The 22057-nt window shown below is 36.6% G+C and carries 19 protein-coding genes; 3 read left to right on the top strand and 16 right to left on the bottom strand.

Features of this window, described 5'->3' with window-relative positions:
* Positions 1–57: 57 nt before the first annotated feature.
* Positions 58–252, top strand: coding sequence for a cold shock domain-containing protein (locus tag KKG99_14300; GenBank protein MBU1014168.1), 195 nt, complete (start codon positions 58–60; stop codon positions 250–252).
* A gap of 143 nt (positions 253–395) precedes the next feature.
* On the opposite strand, the gene dnaN is transcribed toward KKG99_14300, so the two are convergent.
* From dnaN to KKG99_14265, 7 genes are all read right to left on the bottom strand, one after another.
* Positions 396–1523, bottom strand: a complete 1128-nt coding sequence (gene dnaN, locus KKG99_14295) for a DNA polymerase III subunit beta (protein MBU1014167.1) — start codon at positions 1521–1523, stop codon at positions 396–398.
* A gap of 114 nt (positions 1524–1637) precedes the next feature.
* Positions 1638–2276, bottom strand: a complete 639-nt coding sequence (plsY, locus tag KKG99_14290) for a glycerol-3-phosphate 1-O-acyltransferase PlsY (GenBank protein ID MBU1014166.1) — start codon at positions 2274–2276, stop codon at positions 1638–1640.
* Positions 2277–2278: 2 nt separating this feature from the next.
* Positions 2279–3112, bottom strand: coding sequence for a 50S ribosomal protein L11 methyltransferase (gene prmA, locus KKG99_14285; GenBank protein MBU1014165.1), 834 nt, complete (start codon positions 3110–3112; stop codon positions 2279–2281).
* 4 nt (positions 3113–3116) lie between these two features.
* The gene (gene tpiA / locus KKG99_14280; GenBank protein ID MBU1014164.1) at positions 3117–3875 is read right to left on the bottom strand and encodes a triose-phosphate isomerase; all 759 of its coding nucleotides are present in this window, start codon (positions 3873–3875) and stop codon (positions 3117–3119) included.
* Between the two features lie 55 nt (positions 3876–3930).
* Entirely contained in the window at positions 3931–5007 is a 1077-nt protein-coding gene (locus KKG99_14275; GenBank protein ID MBU1014163.1) for an ABC transporter permease, read from the bottom strand.
* 23 nt (positions 5008–5030) lie between these two features.
* Positions 5031–6143, bottom strand: coding sequence for a DoxX family protein (locus KKG99_14270; protein MBU1014162.1), 1113 nt, complete (start codon positions 6141–6143; stop codon positions 5031–5033).
* Positions 6140–6700 carry a DUF1599 domain-containing protein gene (locus tag KKG99_14265; GenBank protein MBU1014161.1) on the bottom strand — a complete coding sequence of 187 codons (561 nt, stop codon included), beginning with the start codon at positions 6698–6700 and terminating at the stop codon, positions 6140–6142. The genes KKG99_14270 and KKG99_14265 overlap by 4 nt, the downstream gene beginning before the upstream one ends.
* A gap of 113 nt (positions 6701–6813) precedes the next feature.
* Between KKG99_14265 and folP the strand changes: the two genes are divergently transcribed.
* Both folP and cdaA read left to right on the top strand, forming a co-directional pair.
* Positions 6814–7677, top strand: coding sequence for a dihydropteroate synthase (folP, locus tag KKG99_14260; GenBank protein MBU1014160.1), 864 nt, complete (start codon positions 6814–6816; stop codon positions 7675–7677).
* A 42-nt stretch (positions 7678–7719) separates the two neighbouring features.
* Positions 7720–8541, top strand: coding sequence for a diadenylate cyclase CdaA (gene cdaA, locus KKG99_14255; protein ID MBU1014159.1), 822 nt, complete (start codon positions 7720–7722; stop codon positions 8539–8541).
* Between the two features lie 17 nt (positions 8542–8558).
* Here the strand turns inward: cdaA and KKG99_14250 are convergent, their stop codons facing one another.
* The 9 genes from KKG99_14250 to KKG99_14210 form a co-directional block, all read right to left on the bottom strand.
* Positions 8559–9905, bottom strand: coding sequence for a PQQ-like beta-propeller repeat protein (locus KKG99_14250; protein MBU1014158.1), 1347 nt, complete (start codon positions 9903–9905; stop codon positions 8559–8561).
* Between the two features lie 140 nt (positions 9906–10045).
* A complete protein-coding gene (gene ftcD / locus KKG99_14245) occupies positions 10046–11731 on the bottom strand; it encodes a glutamate formimidoyltransferase (protein MBU1014157.1) in 1686 nt (561 codons plus the stop codon).
* A 182-nt stretch (positions 11732–11913) separates the two neighbouring features.
* Positions 11914–12387 (bottom strand): hypothetical protein, encoded by a 474-nt coding sequence (locus KKG99_14240; protein ID MBU1014156.1) that lies wholly within the window; start codon positions 12385–12387, stop codon positions 11914–11916.
* A gap of 1 nt (position 12388) precedes the next feature.
* Positions 12389–13729: a response regulator gene (locus KKG99_14235; protein ID MBU1014155.1), complete on the bottom strand. Its 1341-nt coding sequence runs from the start codon at positions 13727–13729 to the stop codon at positions 12389–12391.
* A 6-nt stretch (positions 13730–13735) separates the two neighbouring features.
* The gene (locus KKG99_14230; protein MBU1014154.1) at positions 13736–14245 is read right to left on the bottom strand and encodes a heme NO-binding domain-containing protein; all 510 of its coding nucleotides are present in this window, start codon (positions 14243–14245) and stop codon (positions 13736–13738) included.
* A gap of 62 nt (positions 14246–14307) precedes the next feature.
* Positions 14308–15546, bottom strand: a complete 1239-nt coding sequence (gene hutI, locus KKG99_14225) for an imidazolonepropionase (GenBank protein MBU1014153.1) — start codon at positions 15544–15546, stop codon at positions 14308–14310.
* A gap of 58 nt (positions 15547–15604) precedes the next feature.
* Positions 15605–17890: a S9 family peptidase gene (locus tag KKG99_14220; protein ID MBU1014152.1), complete on the bottom strand. Its 2286-nt coding sequence runs from the start codon at positions 17888–17890 to the stop codon at positions 15605–15607.
* A 168-nt stretch (positions 17891–18058) separates the two neighbouring features.
* Positions 18059–18457, bottom strand: a complete 399-nt coding sequence (gene maoP, locus KKG99_14215) for a DUF413 domain-containing protein (protein MBU1014151.1) — start codon at positions 18455–18457, stop codon at positions 18059–18061.
* A 231-nt stretch (positions 18458–18688) separates the two neighbouring features.
* A complete protein-coding gene (locus KKG99_14210) occupies positions 18689–21958 on the bottom strand; it encodes a PDZ domain-containing protein (protein ID MBU1014150.1) in 3270 nt (1089 codons plus the stop codon).
* Positions 21959–22057 lie beyond the last annotated feature (99 nt).

Here is a 22057-nt window from a genome sequence, read left to right as displayed (position 1 = left end):
GCCTTGGTAGAAAATAAATGTATATTTGTATAATTATTAACTTAACTTTTTATTACTATGTCAACCGGAATTGTTAAATTTTTCAATGAAAGAAAAGGTTTTGGATTTGTTGTTGATGATGAATCAAAACAAGACATCTTTGTCCATGCCACAGGATTAGTCGACCGAATTTCTCAAGACGACAAAGTCACTTTCGACATCACAGAAGATAACCGTGGAAAAAAAGCCATTAATGTAAAACGGGCTGAATAAAGTACTTCTTCATTAATTGAAAAATTAAAAGCTCTCCAAATTGGAGGGCTTTTTTTGTTATACCACATTCGAGAAACCGTTCCCCGAAGACATAAAAAAAGCAAGGTTTTCGACCTTGCTTTATATCTTCAAATTAAACAATGCTATTGGTTAAGCATCACCGGCATAACCAACATCAAAATATCTTCTTTTTCATTTTCCGTATCAACGGGTAAGATCAAACCTGCACGGTTAGGTGCCGACATTTCAATTTTTACATCATCATTATCAAGATTTGATAACATCTCCTGCAAAAATTTCGAATTAAATCCGATCTCCATATCTTCACCTTCATAACTACAGGTCAGTCGCTCCCTAGCCTCATTTGAGTAATCAATATCTTCGGCAGAAAGGGTCAGTTCTTTACCTGAAATTTTAAACCTGACCTGATGAGTCGACTGATTTGCAAATATCGCGACACGTTTTATTGAATTAAGTAAGGATAATCTGTCAATGGTAAGAATATTCGGATTATTTGTAGGGATAACAGCATCATAATTTGGATACCTACCATCGATTAACCGACAAACCATACTCACATTTTCAAATGAAAAGAAAGCATTAATTTGATTGTATTCAATCTTTACCTTAGCATCTTCTTTGGCAGTAACCAAATGCTTAAGCTGATTAAGTGGTTTTTTAGGCAGGATAAAAGATGCTGAAATTTCCCCAAAAGCATCTGTTCTTTTGTATCTGACTAATTTATGTGCATCAGTGGCAACAAAAGTAATGTCATCAGGAGTAATTTCGCAAAACACACCCGACATTACCGGTCGTAGTTCATCATTTCCTGTCGCAAACAAAGTTTTATTTATAGCATTTACCAGGATAGGTGCCTTTATCTCTAAGGTCGTAGTATCCTCCAAAGCAGGAGCTTGTGGATATTCGTCACTGCGATGGCCGGGTAATTTATATTTACCGTCTCCGGCAGAAATTTCAATACCTAAAGTATCTTTATTTACGGATATCGTAACCGGAATATCAGCAAATGTTTTAAGTGTGTCAAGCAGAATTTTAGCAGGTATCGCAACCATTCCGGGTTCTTCGGCTTTGGTTGGTTCCAACGAAACAGTCATGGTTGTTTCTAAATCGGAAGCGGTAATAAATAACTTATCTTCTTTGAGTTCGAATAGAAAATCATCAAGGATGGGTAAGGTATTGCTTGAATTTAGAACACCACTTAAAGCTTGAATGTTTTTCAGTAACAGTGAGCTGGAAACAATAAATTTCATTTTACTATGATTTTAATAGAGAGTTGATTATTTAACAGTAAATATATTAAATAAAATTATGAACCTGACGAATAAATATTTTCTTTCTCAACAAATTTTGCACATACGAAGGCACTATTTACTTTTTCTTTTGAAGGAAATTTTTGATTCTTCACCCCTTAATAATCGCTTGATATTATTATGGTGCATCACAGGAACAAATAATCCTACAGCAATGGCGAGTAAAATTAACGGGAGATATGGGATATGAAATAAAAAAATGACAAAAAATGGAAACGAAATGGAGGCCAGAACCGACGACAAAGAAACCATTCGGGTGATAAAAAACACCAATAAAAATACGCCTAATACAGTAAGAACTGCATATGGATAAAGTGCCAATGCAATACCGAATAGTGTTGCAACACCTTTACCGCCTTTAAAGCCAACATAAATCGGGAAAATATGCCCCAAAACGGATGCTGCAGCCATACTTATTTCGAGAAATAAGAATTGATTTTCGCTAAGGCCGACATTACTAAAAATCACACCGATGTATACTGCAAACCAACCTTTAAAAACATCAACAATAATTACAGGAATACCAGCTTTTAATCCAAGTACCCTGATTGTGTTTGTAGCTCCGGCATTCTTACTACCCTGAGTCCTTACATCCACACCATAAAAAGCCCTGCCAACCCAAACTGCTGTAGGTATAGAACCAATTAAATAGGCCAGTATTACGGCAACAATTACGCTGAGTACTATGATCATTTTTATTTAGTTTTTAAAAATGTGGCTGCCATCCAGTTATTTTTTTCCTTAGAATCAACTAATTGTAAGTTAGTTTTATTAGTAGCTTGTTTGAGTTTTGTTAAATCAGACTGATAAAATCCACTAAAATAAATAATGCCACCAGCTTTCATCGCTGCGGCATAAACCTCCATATCTTGTACTAAAATATTTAAATTAATATTTGCAAAGATAACATCATATTTCTTAATAATGCAAGAAGCATCTCCTTGAACAACATTTACGTTCGTAACTTTATTCTTTTCCGTATTTGCCAGACAGTTTTTAAAGGCCCATTCTTCAATATCAATCGCGTCGATAAATTTGGCACCTTTCATAGAAGCCAGAATGGCTAAAACCCCGGTCCCTGAGCCCATATCAAGAATTTCCTTGTTTTTTAAATTGGCCTCAAGAATGTATAAAATCATCATTGCGGTGGTCTCATGGTGAGCCGTTCCGAACGACATTTGAGGTTCAATTAATATTTCAAATTCCATGCTTGGATCGGAAGGATGAAAAGGTGCACGGATTAAACAACGATTTGAAATGACAACCGCATCGTAATTACTTTCCCAAACCTCATTCCAATTACGGTCCTGTATAGTTTCTTGAGTACATATAATATCCTTACCACTAAATTTGTCAGCTAATAAGCTTTCAACTTTCAGGTTATCGAAATCGGGTTGAGCAATATAAGCCAATACGCCATTCTCAATTTCTTCAAAGCTTTCATAGCCTATTTCGCCTAAAAAAGCCATTAATACTTCCCAATCAATATATTTATACTCACTTCTAAAAGTAGATGCAACGTAATTCATAATTTCAAAAACTTTTATAGATATGGTAAAAATCATCGGGACTTAAAGATGCTCCCCCAATAAGGCCACCATCAACATTGGGTTTTGAAAAAATTTCACGTGCATTTTTGGCATTACAACTTCCACCGTAAAGGATAGACATATTTTCTGCAACTTTTTCATTATACTTCTCTTTAAGAAGTTTACGAATGAAAGCATGCATTTCTTCAGCCTGATCGGGAGTGGCTGTTAAACCTGTACCAATAGCCCAAACAGGTTCATATGCGATGACTAAATTTTCAATTTCCTCTTTTGAAAGATGAAAAAGACTATCAGATAGTTGAGATTTTACAACCTCGAATTCTTTTCCACTTTGTCTTTCATCAAGTTGTTCACCACAGCAAAAAATCGGGCAAACATCGTGCTCTAAAAGTTGCTCAACCTTTTCTTTAATTAATGCCGACGATTCATTAAAATATTTTCTGCGCTCCGAATGTCCGACTATACAATATTCAACATCCATTGAATCTAACATTGCCGCTGAAACCTCACCTGTGTATGCCCCACCTGAATGGCTACTTACATCCTGAGCTCCAATGCATATCTTAAGTTCATCAGTTAAATCCGTTCCAACCTCCAAAAAAGGATAAGGAGGGCAAATAATCATGATAGGATTCTCAGAATCTTCATCACCGTATAGATCGATAATGGATTCAAATACTTCTTCAGCCTCCTGAAAGTTTAAATTCATCTTCCAATTACCGGCTACTATTTTTTTTCTCATACCCAAATTTACAAACCCAAAACCATTGTTCAAAATTTCGCTAAGTTAAAATACATCAACTATACTTTATCCGTGGATCAAGTAATGCATAAATTATATCAACAAAAATATTGATAATCACCAAAAGTATGGAGATAATTAATACAGAACCCATAATTACAGGAAAATCGTATTTTTCAAGAGCCTTGACGATTACCACTCCTACCCCTTTCCAATCAAAAACATATTCCACAAAAACAGCACCAGCCATTAATGAAGCAAACCACCCTGAAACTGCCGTAACCACAGGGTTCATAGCATTTTTCAAGGCATGTTTACGAATAATCCGTGAAGCTGACAATCCTTTTGCCTTAGCAGTCCTGATATAATCCTGTGATAAAACATCCTGTAAGGAACTCTTTGTAAGTTCGACAACTATGGCTAGCGGACGAATTCCGAGAGTTATTGCCGGCAAAATAAGGTTTTTTAAATCAAAATATTCTCCGTTTCCAAAATCATCGACGGTTTTTAAACTCCCAAACATATTAAGTCCGGTCAGATCTCCCAGTAAATAGGCAAAAATCCAGGCAAATATTATGGCTACGAAGAAAGAGGGCAAGGACATTCCCAGCACCGAAAAAACCATCGCTAATCTTTCAATAAATATATTTTTCTTTATTGCCACAATTACTCCAACAAAAACACCAACAATTACCGCAAATAAGATTGACACGGTCGCCAGAATCATGGTATTGGGAAAAGCTTCGCTCAGGATATCCGAAACTTTGCGTTTGCTTTGATACGATCGACGCAAATATGGTTTTTTCAGGACAATTTTTTGATCTGCCAGTTTGAATAAAACTACATAAGAATACTTTTCAGGATCAAGGAACCAAAAACTGGGCTTATTCTTATAATTATGGATTGAAATAGGCGAAAGATCATTTAAGAATCCGAAATACTGTTTAGGCAAAGATTGATCTAATCCAAGGTCATGATTAATCGCTTCAACTGATGCAATATCAGCACGTTGCCCCAACATCATCCTGGCCGGATCGCCGGGCAACACATTAAACAACAGAAAAATTACGGTGATGACTCCGAACAGAACCAGAAAGCCATAAAAAATCCGCTTAAGAATGTATTGGGCCATACGTTAAAGATAGGATTTCTGTTTTAAAATCCGGGAAATTTTCTTTCAAGTTCGGCAATGTCAGGGCAATCATTATAATGCCACTTTGCCAGAATCTCGCCATCTTTTATTAGTACAATGCCCGGATTTGAGCGTATCATCGTTTTTAAAACAATGCCATCCGAATTATAAAAAACTAAATCAATGCCTGTTTTTGCCTGAAATTGCTCAATATCCTCACTTAAACTGCTGGTGAGTCCTTGAATGGAAGACCCCCTTAAAGTCACATTTTCAACTAAAGATTTGATTTGGGATATTGCTTTGGTCGGAAATTTATTAACATTCCAGGTAACAATGAATAATTGATAATCCGTCTTATGAATAATTTGGTCAGTTAAATCGCTTCCCGACAGATCTTCAAAACGTAAATTATGCAATTGAATTCCACTATGCTCCACCACACGCTGATCCACAAATTCCCATTCACTTATCCAAACAGAATCGTTCCATGGATAATTTGGCGAAAGATACTCCCGCGTTTCACCGGTCTTGGTATTTTTATAGATTAAGAATATTTCATCTCCTTGTTCATTATCAGGAGTTAAATCCGTTCCAACTTTCCATTCAAGGAAATCAATCATTGGTAAATGCCGGTATTGATAAATTGAGAACCAACTAAATCCGATAATTCCGATCAGAATTAAAACAATTTCAACTTTGGGTTTAAAGATCGATTTGAACTTCTCTTTAGAAATAAAAATAAAGAGGACAAAAACCATCAGTACCACATTTTTATAAAAGGTTTGCCAATTCGTTATAGTGATTGCATCGCCAAAACAGCCACAATCAGGAACAGGGCTGTAAAGCGCATCGTACAAAGTAAGTAAAGTAAAAAAGGACATCATTGCAAGCAACAACCAGGAAAGTTGCTTTAATTTCAAATTCAGTACAAGCGTATATCCGAGTACAAATTCAACCATGCACAGAGTTATCGATAAGAACAATGCCAGGGGCATGGCCCAATCCATTCCATAGGCATTAAAATAATCTTCGATTTTGTACGCAGTTCCTAATGGGTCGACGCCTTTTACAAATCCTGAAAAGACAAAAACAAGTCCTACCAAAATACGGCTAATCGTTCTCAATAACTTCTTCATGGATTATTTTTACTTTCTAGTTCTTTAAGCTTGATCATTGCAAATATTGAATAGTTTAATATATCGTAATAGTTGGCATCCAAACCCTCCGAAATATTTGTTTTCCCGTCATGATCTTCTATTTGTTTGATGCGCAGCAGTTTCATGAGAATGATGTCAGTTAATGAACTGATGCGCATATTTCTCCACGCTTCGCCATAATCATGATTTTTGGCTTCCATCAAATTTTTGGCCCCTGCAATATATTTATCATATAAACTCTCGACCCGGTCAATTGGCAACACCATATTTTTTTCTGCTACGCCCAGCTCAAGCTGAATTAGGGCCATGACTGAGTAATTAATGATTCCGATAAATTCAGGCTTAACACCTTCTTCTACTTTCTGAGTTCCTTTATCCTCAATACTCCTTATCCGATTTGCCTTAATGTAAATTTGATCCGTCAATGAAGGGGTTCGAAGAATTCTCCAGGCAGTACCATAATCCTTCATTTTATTGATAAAGATGCATTTACATTCGTCGATTACAGAATCAAATTGCTGAGAAGTTATGTTTATCATTCATTTATTATTTTAGAGCTTCATGAAAACGGCAAATATCTTTTTAGTTGACAGCCATAACTTAATTTTAGAATCTTTACTTTTGTATTGACCAGAATCAGTTAAGCTATATGTCAGATATTTCCGAAAGTAAAAATAAAGAATTCCCTTCAATTATAAAGCTGAAATCGGGCAGCAAATTACTTGCGCTTGATAAACCACTGGTAATGGGAATTTTAAACATTAGTCCTGATTCTTTTTATGAAGGTAGTCGTTTCCCTGAAAGTGAAGATTTACTCAAAAAAGCAGGATTAATGATTGAAGAAGGGGCAGATATCCTGGATCTTGGAGCTGTGTCAACCCGACCTTTTGCAGAGGAGGTTAGCGAACGAGAAGAACTTGGAAGGCTTTTACCTTCGCTAAGGAAAGTTAGAAAAGAGTTTCCGGATTTATTTGTATCGGTTGATACCTGGCGTTCGAAAATTGCCAGAGCCGCAATTGAAGAAGGAGCAGATATAATCAATGATGTTTCGGGTGGATGCTTTGACAAAAAAATGGCTCAAACCATTGCTCATTATAAAAAGCCGTTTGTTTTGATGCATACAAAAGGCGATCCTAAAATCATGCAGGTGGCTCCTTCTTACAGATATGTAAATCAGGAAATCATGGATTTCTTTAATGATAGAATTAAATATTTCTATGATTTGGGTGTTGATCAATTAATTTTAGATCCGGGATTTGGATTTGGAAAATCATTGGATCATAATTACGAAATCATTAAAAACCTAAAACAATACCAAACTTTTGGACTACCTGTTCTTGCTGGTGTATCCAGAAAATCAATGATCTATAAAGCACTGGGCATAACACCATCCGATGCGCTGAATGGTACCACTGTTTTGAACACAATTGCGTTGCTGAATGGTGCCAATATTTTAAGGGTGCATGATGTAAAAGCTGCTAAAGAAGCAATAAAAATCGTTAGCCGTATATAAACCTCGTCTTTTTTATTAAATTTGTTACTCAAGCTATAACCAATGGTCAATTTTATTATTCCGGGTTTTATCGATATCAGGATTCTTGATATTATTGACATTCTGCTGGTTGCTTACCTTTTATTTGAATTATACCGCCTATTGCGAGGAACAGTTGCTATCAATATTTTAATTGGAATCATTGCCATATTCCTTATTTGGAAGTTGGTTGATGCTTTAAAGATGGAACTGCTTAGTCAAATGCTTGGGGGCTTCATCAGCGTTGGATTTATTGCACTTATTGTTATATTTCAGCAGGAAATAAGGCGATTTTTACTCGCACTTGGAACGCCTGCCTATTTTCAGAAAAGAAAAGGGAAATTTCTATTTTGGAATTTTGATACGAACTATAAAGCTGAACTTGACATTGACAAAATTGTAGTTGCAACTCAACGTATGGCTGATGCAAGACAAGGAGCTTTAATCGTAATAACTGAACATAACGACCTCAGGCACTATGTTCAAACAGGCATTCGGATAGATGCGCTTATTTCCCCAATTTTAATTGAAAGTATCTTTTATAAAAACAACCCATTACACGATGGGGCTTTAATCATTTCTAACAATAAAATCTTAGCAGCAGCTTGTATTCTACCTGTCTCCGACAATTCCTCATTGCCTGCAAGGGTAGGACTTCGTCATCGTGCTGCAATTGGGATCACCGAACAATCTGACGCTGTGGCTATCGTAGTCTCAGAGCAAAGTGGCAAAATAACATTTTGCAAAGAAGGCAAACGAACGCCTTGTCAACCGGTTAAACTAAAGGATATATTAGAAGAAGAATTTGGGAACAAGCCCTTGAAAGAACCGCCGGATACGGAATAATTTTCCTTATAAAAAAGTTAAAGCATTAAATCGAAGCATGCCAAACTCTGTAAATACCTGATGTACAATTTACCATTTGCTACAACAGGTGGAGTCCATGCTAAATATCGGACATTTTCCAAACCGTTATCCGTGCTACTAATAAGATTAAATTGATTTGGGTCGGGTTCAACAAGAAACAAATTGGTTTTATAATCCATACAGATTAAATATCCGTCAACAAAAACCGTAGTGCCGTTCCCCATTTCATTCGTGCTCCACATCTCTTTTCCAGTTGATAACTCAATGCATTTAAATTTGCCTTTGTTACTTGTACTTTGACCGCTGTATCCATATAAAAACCCATCAATGAGAATTGGGTCGGAATGCTGAGCAGCAAAATCAGGGTTGGTCCAAATTACTTCGTACTTTTCTTTCGATACTTTAATGGCCTGACTTCCCATCCCATATCCTGAAGTAAAAAACACCACATCCCCATTTACAATGGGCGTTGTTGCATTAACCCCATAATCTGTTTCCCAGAGTAGCATCCACAATTCAGAACCGTTATTCGGGTTGATGCAAGACAATCCCATCCCATGAAATATCAATAAGAAAGCTTCTTCATTAAGCTTAATTGGCATGGCAGATGAAAATCCGGCTTTTCCGACTAAAGATTTCCAAATCAGTTCGCCACTCATTTTATCATAAGCCACGATTAAAGCATCTCCCCCACCCTGAACGATTACTTTATTTTCAAAAATAAAAGGGGATATTGAATAACCCCAATCCGGCTCAATACCACCTTCATCAACAACGCTTTTTTTCCAATGCATTTCTCCGTCAACCAAATTCCAACACGCCAAATCCCCACTTCTCCCAAAAGTATAAACCCTGTCCTGATCAATAAATGGAGTGCCTCTGGCTCCTTTTCCGTGAGGAGTTAAAGCTGCTGATTCATAGGATCCGGTCCAAATTAATTCTCCTGTTTCAGCATTCAAACAAAATACCAAATCATTGTTCTCATCCCTGCCTGGAACCACCAAATGATCTCCTTGAATAGCAACTGACGACCATGATCCTGTTGAGTTATCCTGACATAAAAAATCGACCTGCCACACTTTTTTTAGTCCCGAGGACCAGTTCGTATTGATTCCTATTGTTTTACTTTTACCATCCAGATCGGCACCTCGCCAATGCGGCCAATCATCGGAACCTAAAGTTAAGCCCGGTATATTATGATTTACTGCTTCAGGAATTGTCTCCTGTACGCCCCTGATTTTTTCACTACCCATTATCATTTGGTAAACCTGATATCCATAAATTCCTATGCCGATAAAAGTGACAAGAATAATTGTAAGAATTATTTTGGTTCTTCTCTTCATAATTTGAGCTATTTTTTATTAGAGTTATAAATAATTTTGGTTGGATTAAAAGTACAAAAAAGGATGACTTAAAAAGGGATAAAAAGGGATGGCGTCCCGACTCGCATCAGCGAGTTCGGGGACGCCATCCCAAACTATATTTACGCTATCTTTTCATTTACTACCTTTAAAATTTCTGTTTCCAAAGCAATTGCTTTGGCTTCAATTTCGGCACCTAAACTAAGTTTCTCATTTGCATAAGCCTTATCATCGATGCCGGCGGCATTGATCTTCACATTGAGGTAAGCACCCATTACTGCTGTTCTGGCGCAAAGAGCTCCAACACCGGCGTCAGAAACAGAATTTGGGTTTCCTATTTCCGCCATGGCCTTAATCACTTCCATTGATTCGAATGATTTTTGCATCACCCTGAATGGAATTTCGATTGCATATTTTGAAGCATCCTGAATTGCTTGTGTACGGATGGCTTTTTCCTCGTCAGTGGCTTTTGCTAATCCAAAGGCATCCATAATTTTATTGAAGGCCCGGGTGTCCTCATCCACCAGAAACAATAATTCTTTTTTGATTTTCTGGCCCTTTTCTGCCCAAACTGAAAACTCTTCCCAACGCTCATCCCAGCCTCTTTTATGTGAAGAAAGATTGGCTACCATTGTGGCTAAGGAAATTCCTAATGCCCCTGCATAAGCAGAGATAGAACCACCTCCCGGAGCAGGTGATTCGGAAGCAGTTTCATCGGCAAATTCTTCCAGGTTCATTTTAACCAATCTATTGCTTTTCCCATCTTCCAATAAATATTCGATGATTCTTTCCTTTGGATTAAATAGTTTTAAATCATCCAAACCCATTGATTTGACAGCAATTTTGATCAATTCATCATCCGAAACCCCTAGTGATCTTTCCTGTTTGCGTAAAAAATATTTTCCTGCATCGAGCATGGCATGTAATGGAATCAGCCCAACCAATTCAGAGCCCGTAACCCGGATTCCTCGTTCGGCAGCTTTCTTGCAAACCTCGTCAAATGCAATATGAACAGGGGTTATGCTGATATTCGTAAGGTTCATCGAAATTTGTGCAATCCCATATTCTTCGATAAACCAACCAATAGCCTTGACTGATTTTAAGCTTCCGGGGATCATCACCGGTTTACCATTTGCATCCTTCACAATTTTTCCGCTAATCGGATCTCCTTCTCTCATAGTGCGACCCCTTTCCCTGACATCAAATGCGATGGAATTAGCCCGTCTTGTTGAAGTTGTATTTAGGTTTACATTGTATGCGACCAGAAAATCACGGGCACTAACAGCGGTTACGCCTGCTCTCACATTTAATTCACTTGGTCCGAAATCAGGTTTCCAATTTGGATCTTTTAACTTTTTTGACATGCCCTCATACTCGCCTGAACGGCAATTGGCTAAGTTTCTGCGCTCAGGTTTGAAAGCCGCATTTTCATAACAATAAACAGAAATATTTAGTTCCTCACCGATACGTTTTGCCAATTTATGCGCATATTCAGTGGTCTCTTCCATCGTAATACCCGAAATTGGAATCAGAGGGCAAACATCAGTAGCTCCCATGCGAGGATGTTCGCCTTTATGCTTACTCATATCAATGATTTCAGCAGCTTTTTTCACTGCAACAAATGCAGCTTCAATTACTTCATCCGGGGTCCCTACAAAAGTGACAACAGTCCTGTTTGTGGCTGCACCCGGATCAACATCCAGTAATTTAACGCCCTCGATTTTTTCAATTTCGTTGGTAATCTGTTTAATGATTCCCATATCGCGCCCTTCACTGAAATTTGGAACGCATTCGATTAATTTTTTCATAGGTTGATTAATTTTTTATTCCGGGTTCTAGCCTTAATGTAATTTTAATTATTAATAAGATTTTATATCCAGTTCAAACAGTATCTGAAACTTTAACTATTTTTAATATTAAATAATTAGTCAGCAAAAATAGGAAAGGCAGATGAAACGACGAGTGGTTAATTATGAAATTATTCTTTTTTTTAATAATCTTTTTTAGGATTTGTGATTAGATCAACAGTATTATTTCCGAATTCGGTCAGATCATTCAATTTTAACAAAACGTATTCCTGATTTATATACTTAATATATATTGCCTGAAATTGAATTAACTTTAAGGATTCGTCTTGGGTCCCTATTGTTTGCAGAACCATAGTATCAGGCTTTTGAGTTCTTTTATTTGAAATCGCCTTCTTGACTGAATTTTTCAGCTTACAATTTGTGCAGTTTATTTTCAAGTCGTGACCAGAAACACTTTGATAAAAATCTTTGCAACCGAGTTTATGACCTAAAACTTCTTCAAAGTTAACCTCATCATTAGAATGAAATAGATCCCTAAATAAATGGTTGCTCAATTTAATATTTAAATCAGAATCAAGCAATACCAAGGCATCTGGTAATTGATTAAATAACTCAAAATAAAATTCTGAACTAATAAAATGATTTTTTTCTTTCATTCTAGTTATTTCTTTTTGGACAATATTTTAATAATTTTTGCAATAATTCCTCTTGAATTATCGGCTTTGTTGCAAAATCATTCATTCCACATCCCAGCACTTTAGTTTTACTTTCTTCAAATGCATCAGCAGTTAAAGCAATTATCGGGATATTGATATCTTTGATATTGGTTTTACCATTCCGAATTCGCTCACAAGTCTCCATTCCATCCATAATTGGCATTTGTAAGTCCAAAAGTACAATGTCTATTACTTTATTTTCCAATAAAAAGATAGCTTCTTTACCATTATTTGCAATATCCACATTGATACCCCAGTGTTTCAAAAATGATGCGGCCACAAATTGATTAATCGTATTATCTTCAACCACTAAAACTTTAATTCCTTTTAATACCGAAATATTTATTTCACCATTTAGCTTTTGGACCTTTTGCGTCTTAATCATTGTAAATCTAACAGGCAGGTTAAATTCAAAAATAGTACCTTTGTTTTCTACGCTTTCAACCCTAATATTTCCATCTTGAAGTTCAATTAATCGCTTTGTGATAGTTAAGCCAAGTCCTGACCCACCAAAAATTCTCGTGATTGAAGAATTAGATTGGGTAAAACTATCAAATACTGTATCAATTTTATTTTGAGGAATTCCAATTCCACTATCCGATACTTTTATTAAAAGATTTCCTGTATTTTTATTTAGTTTATCAAAGCTTGCCTCAATTCCAACAAATCCTTTATCTGTAAATTTAATTGCATTCCCTACCAGATTCATTAAGATTTGATTTAATTTAATTCGATCTCCAATTAATCTTTCAGGGACAGAATCTGATAAATTAAGCTTAAGTTCTAACTTTTTTTCCTGAATCCTGGGATTTAATACAGCTTTTAAATTATCCAGAAGGTTTCCTAAATTAAATTCAATATTTTCAAAAGTAATTTTACCGGCCTCTATTTTCGAAAAATCCAGTATATCATTAATTATTCCCATTAAATTATCAGCAGAATACTTAACCGTATGCAACATTTCTCTTATATGACTCTCACCACTTTCTCTGAGCATTAATTCAGATATTCCAATAATTCCATTCAATGGGGTGCGGATTTCATGACTCATATTGGATAAAAATAATGACTTTGCCTTTGTTGAACTTTCAGCTTCTTCCTTTGCCAGATTCAATTCTTTTGTCCGCTCCTGAATTCTTTCTTCTAAAGATTGATTCAAACTTATTAATTCCTGATTGGCAAGGTATATTTCACGTGATTTTTGCTCAATAATCGCTTCAGCCTGTTTGCGGGCTTTACGCTCTCTATCCAGAGATCTTTTTATAGCATCTAACTCACTCAAAATAATTTATTTTTTATTTAAAACGATAGTGACTAGGCTTCCATCGTTTGATTTTCCCACAACACTGACTGTAATTTTTTCGTTGAAATGATTAATACAACCATTAATTAAGCCCAAAGCCAGATCACTTAATTTTCGCTCTGAGGTATAAATCATTGTCATTTGGGTTTTGTCCTCATTGAGCTGAGTAATAATTTTCGGTAATTGAGCATCCGGATATAGCTTTAAAACTTCTACATGAATATATTTATCTATTTGGGTAAGAAATTCAAATACGTTTTTTTTATCCTCAAAGAGCAGAGGATAAAGAATTAACAATCTTGAGAATAAATAATTTCCAAAAACTTCTAATAGATAAGGAATAGGGGTTTTTGTCTCTTTGCCTAACATTGTAATTAAACACAGCATTTCATCAAAATCATAGGTACCTACTGCAGTATACACACCTTTTGATTTTAATTCAGGTTGGGTAAGAAGCTTATCAGCCATTTCAAAGCCAAATTTTTCTTCAACCATTTCAATAAATTCAGTAAAAATAACACCTTTCATCGAAAATAATTTTACATAAATATATGAAATTATTTCATTTTCCCGTTGATAATCATTGATTCTACTTTATTACTTCCATAAGCATAAGGCATAAATTCGATGCTTGGAATTTCTTTACTGATAAATAAATTGGCTTTTTTGCCAACGGCAATTGTTCCAAGTTCTTCTTCAACACCCATGGCATAAGCTGTATTTAATGTAGTTGCATTGATGGCTTCTTCTGGCAACATCCGATAAAGTATACTTGCCATTGATAGGATTAATTGCATATTTCCGGAAGGCGAAGAACCCGGGTTGAAATCACTCGCCAAAGCCACCGGTAGTCCTGCATCAATCATTTTGCGAACCGGTGCATAAACCATCCCCAGAAAAAATGCAGCTCCGGGTAAAACAGTCGGCATCGTTTCGGTATTCAGCAATGCTTTTATTTCAGCATAACCTGTGTACTCAAGATGGTCAACAGACAATGCATTATACTTCACTCCAACCTGAATCCCTCCCGAATAATCCAGCTCATTGGCATGTATTTTTGGGCGCAAACCATACTTCATGGCTGCGTTTAAAATCCGATCTGTATCCTCAACCGTGAAGAAACCACGATCGCAAAATACATCCACATAATCTGCAAGTTCTTCAGATGCAACCCTGGGAATCATTTCATTGATCACCAAATCAACATAGTCACTTTGTTTTCCTTTATATTCGCCTGAAACGGCATGAGCTCCTAAAAAAGTAGATTTAATGGTAAGTGGGTGAGATTCTTTCAGTCGTCGGATTACCCTGAGCATTTTCAATTCAGATTCGGTATTCAGTCCATACCCGCTTTTGATTTCAACGGCACCTGTACCCAAATACATAATTTCATCCAGGCGCTTCATGGCTGATTCGAATAATTCGGTTTCAGAAATTTCCTGCATTTTCCTGGCAGTATTCAGGATTCCTCCCCCACGTTTTGCAATTTCTTCGTACGACAGCCCTTTGATTTTATCTACATATTCAATTTCGCGACTGGCAGGATAAACCAGATGAGTATGAGAATCGCAGAAGGCAGGGAAAACCATTTTTCCCGTTGCATCTATAACTTTCCTTGCAGATTTAGGTCTTAACGGATCATCCATTTTGCCAAATGAAGCAATCCGATTTTTTTCAATCAGTATCCATGCCTCATCCAAAACCGGTAATTTAGCCATGGCATTTCCGGCAACGAACTTCCGAGGTTGATCTTCAACCTGCACCAATTTTTTAATATTTTCTATTAATATGCTCATCCAAATATTTATCTCACAAAATTATGATAATACCAGCATTATAGGCTAAAAATGATGACTAGTCTTGCTTGAATTTGACCCCAATTTCATAATTGGTTGGAGGTTCTGCCCCCATCAAATTTTTAACAAAATAATCCCATCTTTTACGGGTGAAAAACTTATGATCATACAAATTATGATCTTTATTCGGGATAATCAGCATATCAAAATCACGGTTCGCCTCCATTAAGGCATTAGCCATCCTGATGGTCTCGATCGGATTTACGTTATTATCCATATCTCCATGGATGAGCAAAAGTTTTCCTTTGAGGTTGGCTGCTTTGGACATATTTGCCTGTTGTTCATATTCAGGACCTTCAGGAAAACCCATATAGAGTTCATTCCACCACACTTTATCGATACGCTGATCATGGTTACCTGCCGATGAAACACCTACTTTATAAAAATCCGGTTTGATTAACAAAGCTCTCGCTGCATCGTAGCCACCCGCTGAATGTCCAAAAATCCCAACCCGATCAATGTCCATATATTTATATTTGGCTGCAAGCTCCCTTATTGCTTTTTCGTGGTCATCGGCTCCAATATCACCCAAATTTTTATAGGAAAAATCGTGGAATTTTTTGGATCGCTGAGCCGTTCCCAAACCATCCACAGTAACCACAATTGATCCAAGTTCGGCGAACGATTGATCCCAGCTTCTGTATGCGTTGGTAAACGAAATGGGCATACGGACAGCATGAGGACCCGAATAGGTGCCATCAATAATCGGATATTTATTTTTTGCACTAAAATTACTTGGTCTGCGGATTACACCCCAAATATCGGTCTCGTTATCCCTGGCTTTAACTTTATAAACTTCCGGATAGGTCCATCCTGTAGCTAATAAATCTTTAACGTCTGCTTGTTCGATTTCCATCAATATTTCCCCTGTTTTTGAATATCTTAAAACAGATATGGTTGGCAAATCAACCCTTGAATAATTATCCACAAATAAATCGCCTGTTTTATTAAATAGAATTTCATGATGAGCATCTTCAGGGGTCAGAAGTTTCAATCCTGAGCCATCAAAATTTACTACATATAAATGATCGAGATAAGGATTCCTTTCATCTTCCATCCCGCAGGCAGTGAAATAAATCAATCGGTTTTCTTCATCTAAATACTTAAGACTTTTGAAAACAAAATTCCCTTTTGTCACTTGGTTTTTTAGCTCCCCACTTTCCCAATCAAAAAGGTAAAGGTGGTTCCATCCATCCCTCTCGGAAGTCACTAATAGCTCCCTGGTTTTATCCAAAACCTTATAAAAGGCTATGTTCACATCAACATAGGTATCCATTTTGTCACTTGCAACGAGTCTGGTTTTTCCATTTATTCCGTTTACTTCAATTATATCATTTTGTTTATATCCACGAAGGTTTCTGTCAAAAACCAGCATTTCGTTATTTAACCATTCCATACTACCGGAATATAAGAATTTTGGGAAAGGTTCAATATCAACTTTGGTTTGTTTGCGCGTATTTACATCAAAAAGCACGAACTCAATCATGGCTAAAGCAGTATCGCCAACTAAAACCCGTTCATAAAACCAAACTTTGGCCCTTCTTTCTTTCTCTAAAACGCTCTGCAATAAGTATAGGTATTTTGAGTTACGATAATCAACACGGAATGTTGCTATTTTCTTTGAATCGGGCGACCATTCAACAGTCAACTCCTTATTATCCAAAGCGGGGTTTTGAAGATCGAATAAATTGTACCATGAATACGAATTCCCATACTCGTATTTTGCCATCCCATCCGAACTTAATGCAATCTCTTGTTTTGAATTTAAATTTTGAATGTACAAATTGTGATTTTTCGAATAAGCCGTCCATTTGCCATCCGGTGATTTTACACCTTTGATGTTTTCCTCCTCTTTGACTTCGGCAATCAATGAAAAAACTCTGTTAAATCCATATTTTTTCCCTTTCACTGTAAATTCAACTACATCATTTTTAAGCTCGATGCGATTAAAAGGCAGTTTATAGGCATCATAAACTGTGTCCATTAGAGCCGATAATACTGAAGCAAGCAATTCATGATCAAAAACAGGCTTTTTGGTTTTAGTTTCCATATTTACCTCCAGAAATTCTTTACCTTTTCGGGTATTGATCGTATACCAAAAATTACTTGTTGAATCAATAAAATTGGCACGCACATAATTATTGAATACGAGTTTTTCTGAATTTACCGGCAGAAACTGTTCAGCGTTAACATAGTTTTCGACATCTAATTGTTTAACACTTGGGCTGCAGGCAGCCAACAGGATTAAAATGACAAATAAGAATTGGAATTTGTAAGTTTTCATTGGTTTAAGGTTTACTGAATTAATGCTTTTTATTGCATGCTAATTTATAAAAATTAGCTCAGCAATCAGTAATTTTCAAGAGAAGTATTATCTGGAATCTCCATCCTATTATTAATAAAAACATACAATGTGTTGATAAAGGAATTCAAGCATTTCTTGATGATTGAATTATGAGGTATGTTCTTCCCAAATTACCCTCAACATTAATAATTGTTGAGTTTTATGCATTTCCCTGCTATAAAAACCATCTTCTTCGGGTACATAGTGATATTGAAATTTATCCCCGTATTTAGCCTCCACCTTTTTACGACCAAGGTATTTGTGCCAGGCAACTTCTTCAGGGCTAAAAGGCTCCCTTTCACCTTTCATTGCCTGAATAAATCTTCTTTGACGTTCGGTGAAAATTTCCAGATCACCATTACATATCGCTTTAAACCAATGCCCATATCTTTCCAGTATTTCAATTTCTTCAATAGAAAAGATGAAGGTATTGCAATCAACCACAAAACGGCCCTTTTGTTTAAGGTAATTTTTATGCAGTTCTTCTTTGATACTGATGATTTTCATAATGAAGCAATATTTGGTAAATATCGTGAAAATGTAGCTAACAAAAAACCCTGTCGGTGCTTTAAATACCGACAGGGTTTAGATTCCGGAATAAATCCGGAATGACACATCTCGACAACATCTCGACAAGCTCGATGTGACAATGTCAGGTCAGTTCGAGCCTGTCGAGAACAAGTTACTGTCGATGTGACCGCATCTCGACAAGCTCGATGTGACAAGCCCGATGTGAATTTACTTTTTGATATGATTTTTGTAAGGTGGAATCGGAGGTAAGGGTTTTGTTTTTTTCATCTCTTCCAAAATCACCTCAATAGCTTTGTTCAATTGCTGATCCTCGCCATTGTATTGTTTTGCAGGATCATTGTCCAAAATGATATCAGGTTCAACACCCCAACCTTCAACAATCCAATCCCCACTATCATGATCGAAAGGTGCAAATTCGGGTTTTTGCAGCGAGCCGCCATCAATAAATGGCAATGAGCCACGTATGCCAACAACCCCACCCCATGAGCGAACACCAATGGTTTTGCCCAAACCAAGTTTCTTAAACTGGTATGCGAAGAAATCGCCATCTGAAGCCGAATAATTATCGAACAGCATTACTTTTGGCCCAACCATCATTTGGGCAGGTTTTGTATTGACCCCGGTATTGCGAGCCATACCCAACATGGTTAGTTCGCGGCTTAATCTTTCGATAATCATGGGTGAAACATTTCCTCCACCATTGCCACGATCGTCAATAATCAAAGCTTTTTTACCTAATTGAGGATAAAAATATTTAACAAATTCATTTAACCCGGCAACACCCATATCAGGGATATGAATATACCCAACTTCCCCATTTGTAGCTTTGTTTACCTTTTCGATGTTATTACGTACCCAGTTTAAATAATACAAACCACTTTCGCTTGCAACAGGTACCACAATAACCTTACGTTCATTTTTACCTGATGCATCCTCAGCCAAAGTTAATTCAACCTGATCGCCAACTGTTCCAATCAAAGATTGGTAAATGTCATTCATTTTTGAAGTCGGTTTTCCATTCACTGCTGTAATTAAATCACCTTCTTTAGCATTTACACCAACTTCAGTTAATGGAGATATGGTATTACGGGCCCAATTTTCACCTTTTAAAATTTTATCAATTTGATAATATCCCGATTTATCTCTTGAAAGTTCGGCACCTAAAAGTCCCATATTAATACGCGGAGCTTCGAATTTATCGCCACCACTAACGTAGGTATGTCCGGTACTCAATTCCCCAATCATTTCGCCTATGAGGTAGGTCAAATCGTGTCGATCATTTACATAAGGAACCAGTTGCGCGTATTTGTCGTGAATTGCCGGCCAATCCAATCCATGCATATTGGGTGCATAGAAGAAATCGCGCATTTGTCGCCATGATTCGGTGAAGATTTGTTTCCATTCCTTTTTAGGATCGACCCATACTTTCATATTACTTAAATCCACACTTTCGTTTGGTTTAACTGCTGATTGGGGCAATCCGATTACATAATATTTACCACGATTACTGATAAACATTTTTTTCTTATCGGCAGAAATGATGTAATTAGTGAAATCCCCGATTTCTATTTCTTTTTTGCTTTCAAGATTGTACATCATCAAATTGCCAGATCGGGTTGTAGATGAGAATTTCGCATAATAAACATTATTACCGATGGCACGAATATTGAAATAGTTAGCTATCTCAATGGGTAAAGCCATTGTTCTGTCAACGATTCCATCAAAATCAATTTTAATATTTTTATCAGCTTCTTTTTTTGCAGCAGTATCCTTTTTAGCCGGTTCTGCTTTATCTTTTACTTCAGGTTTCTTGGTGTCTTCAATTTTCACCACATCATTTTCCGGTGTAAAAGGCGAAGGTGTTTCTTTTTGAAGGGTAACAAAATAAACTTTTCCCATGTCGGCATAAGCGTAACTCCATTCAACCTGACTGTATATCGGACTAAAATCACGTTGTGAACTAAAGAATAAATATTTTCCATCATCACTAAAAGTCGGTCCTCCAACTTCGTACCATTCACCTGTTACCCTATGGGCTATTTTATCAGGTATACTATAAATGTAAATCTCAGATACGCTGCTCGTTTTTGGCAAAGTATAAGTGACCCATCGGCTGTCAGGAGCCCATTTGTAATCCCTGATTTCTCCGTCGGTCGCTTTAACAACCTGGGTTACTTCCTTGCTTTCAATTTCGACATATTGTAACCTTAGTTTTTTATCGCTCCACAATATTTTTTTGCTGTCGGGCGACCAAATAGGATTATATTTATAAGTATCACCGTTAGAGGTCATTTTAACTGCTTTGTCGCTTCCATCCTGCTTCATGATATAAATTTCATCCTCGCCGGTAACATCCGATATAAAAGAGATGTATTTACCATCGGGTGACCATTCAACATTGCGATCGTGAACACTTGAAGTTTGGGTTAAGTTTTTTGTGATACCAGATTTTACAGGTACTGTAAATACATCACCCCTGGCACCGAAAGTCAAACGCTTTCCATCGGGTGAAATGGAAAATGAGCTAATACTTTGGCTGGCATCCTTCTGAACTTCTCTGCTATGCAGAAAATCGCTGGCTATTTTAACTTCGATTTTTACCGTTTTTCCTGACGTAAGGTCATAAGTATAAAGATATCCCCCATTTTCATAAATAATTGCCTCATCACCCAATGAAGGGAATTTGATGTCGTACTCGGTATAATTGGTGATTTTTTTTGTTTCTTTCGTTTTCAAATCGTACGAAAAAAGATTCATGGTACGATCCCGATCAGAAAGAAAATAAACTTTGTCGCCATGCCACATTGGGAAAATATCCTGATTTACATTGTTGGTAATATTTTCAATCTTTTTTGATTTAAAATCATATATCCAAACATCATCGGCCATGCCGCCTTTATAGTATTTCCATGTTCTGAATTCACGGAAAACGCGATTATAAGCTAATTTCGATTGATCCGGAGAATAAGAATTAAAACCTCCGGTCGGCAGCGGTAGTTCTTCTGACAATCCACCATTTACATTGGCAAGATATAACTGACCTGTAAAATCATTATAAGTTTTTTTTCTGGATCGATAAATTATTTCTTTATCATTTTTCCAACCCATTACGAGGTTGTTTGGGCCCATACGATCCGATAGATCGTCACGATCCAAAGTAGCGGTATAGGTTAACCTTTTAGGTTCACCCCCAATTGCGGGAATTAAATAAACCTCGGTATTTCCATCGTATTGACCTGTAAAAGCAAGCCATTTTCCATCAGGTGAAAAATGCGCGAACATTTCATAACCTTCGTCGTTGGTAAGTTTGGTGGCCATTCCACCAGCCTTAGAAACGGAATATAAATCCCCAGCGTAGGAAAATACAACCTGGTTCCCATGAATTGTCGGGAAGCGCATTAAGCGGGCTTCATCCTGAGCATAAGTTCCCAGAACGAATAATCCTAACATTGTAAGCAGTAAAAAAGTTTTTCTCATAAACGTTGATTTTAATAATGGTTTAACAATGTGGTGCATTATTTTTTGAAGTGCCTAAAATACGTGAATTATTTAAAGTACTTAAAGTTTTAATTTTTT

The sequence above is a fragment of the Bacteroidota bacterium genome, from assembly GCA_018816945.1.
Classification (GTDB): Bacteria; Bacteroidota; Bacteroidia; order Bacteroidales.
Note: the sequence above shows the minus strand (reverse complement) of the source record. Positions and strands in the feature narration are given on the sequence as shown.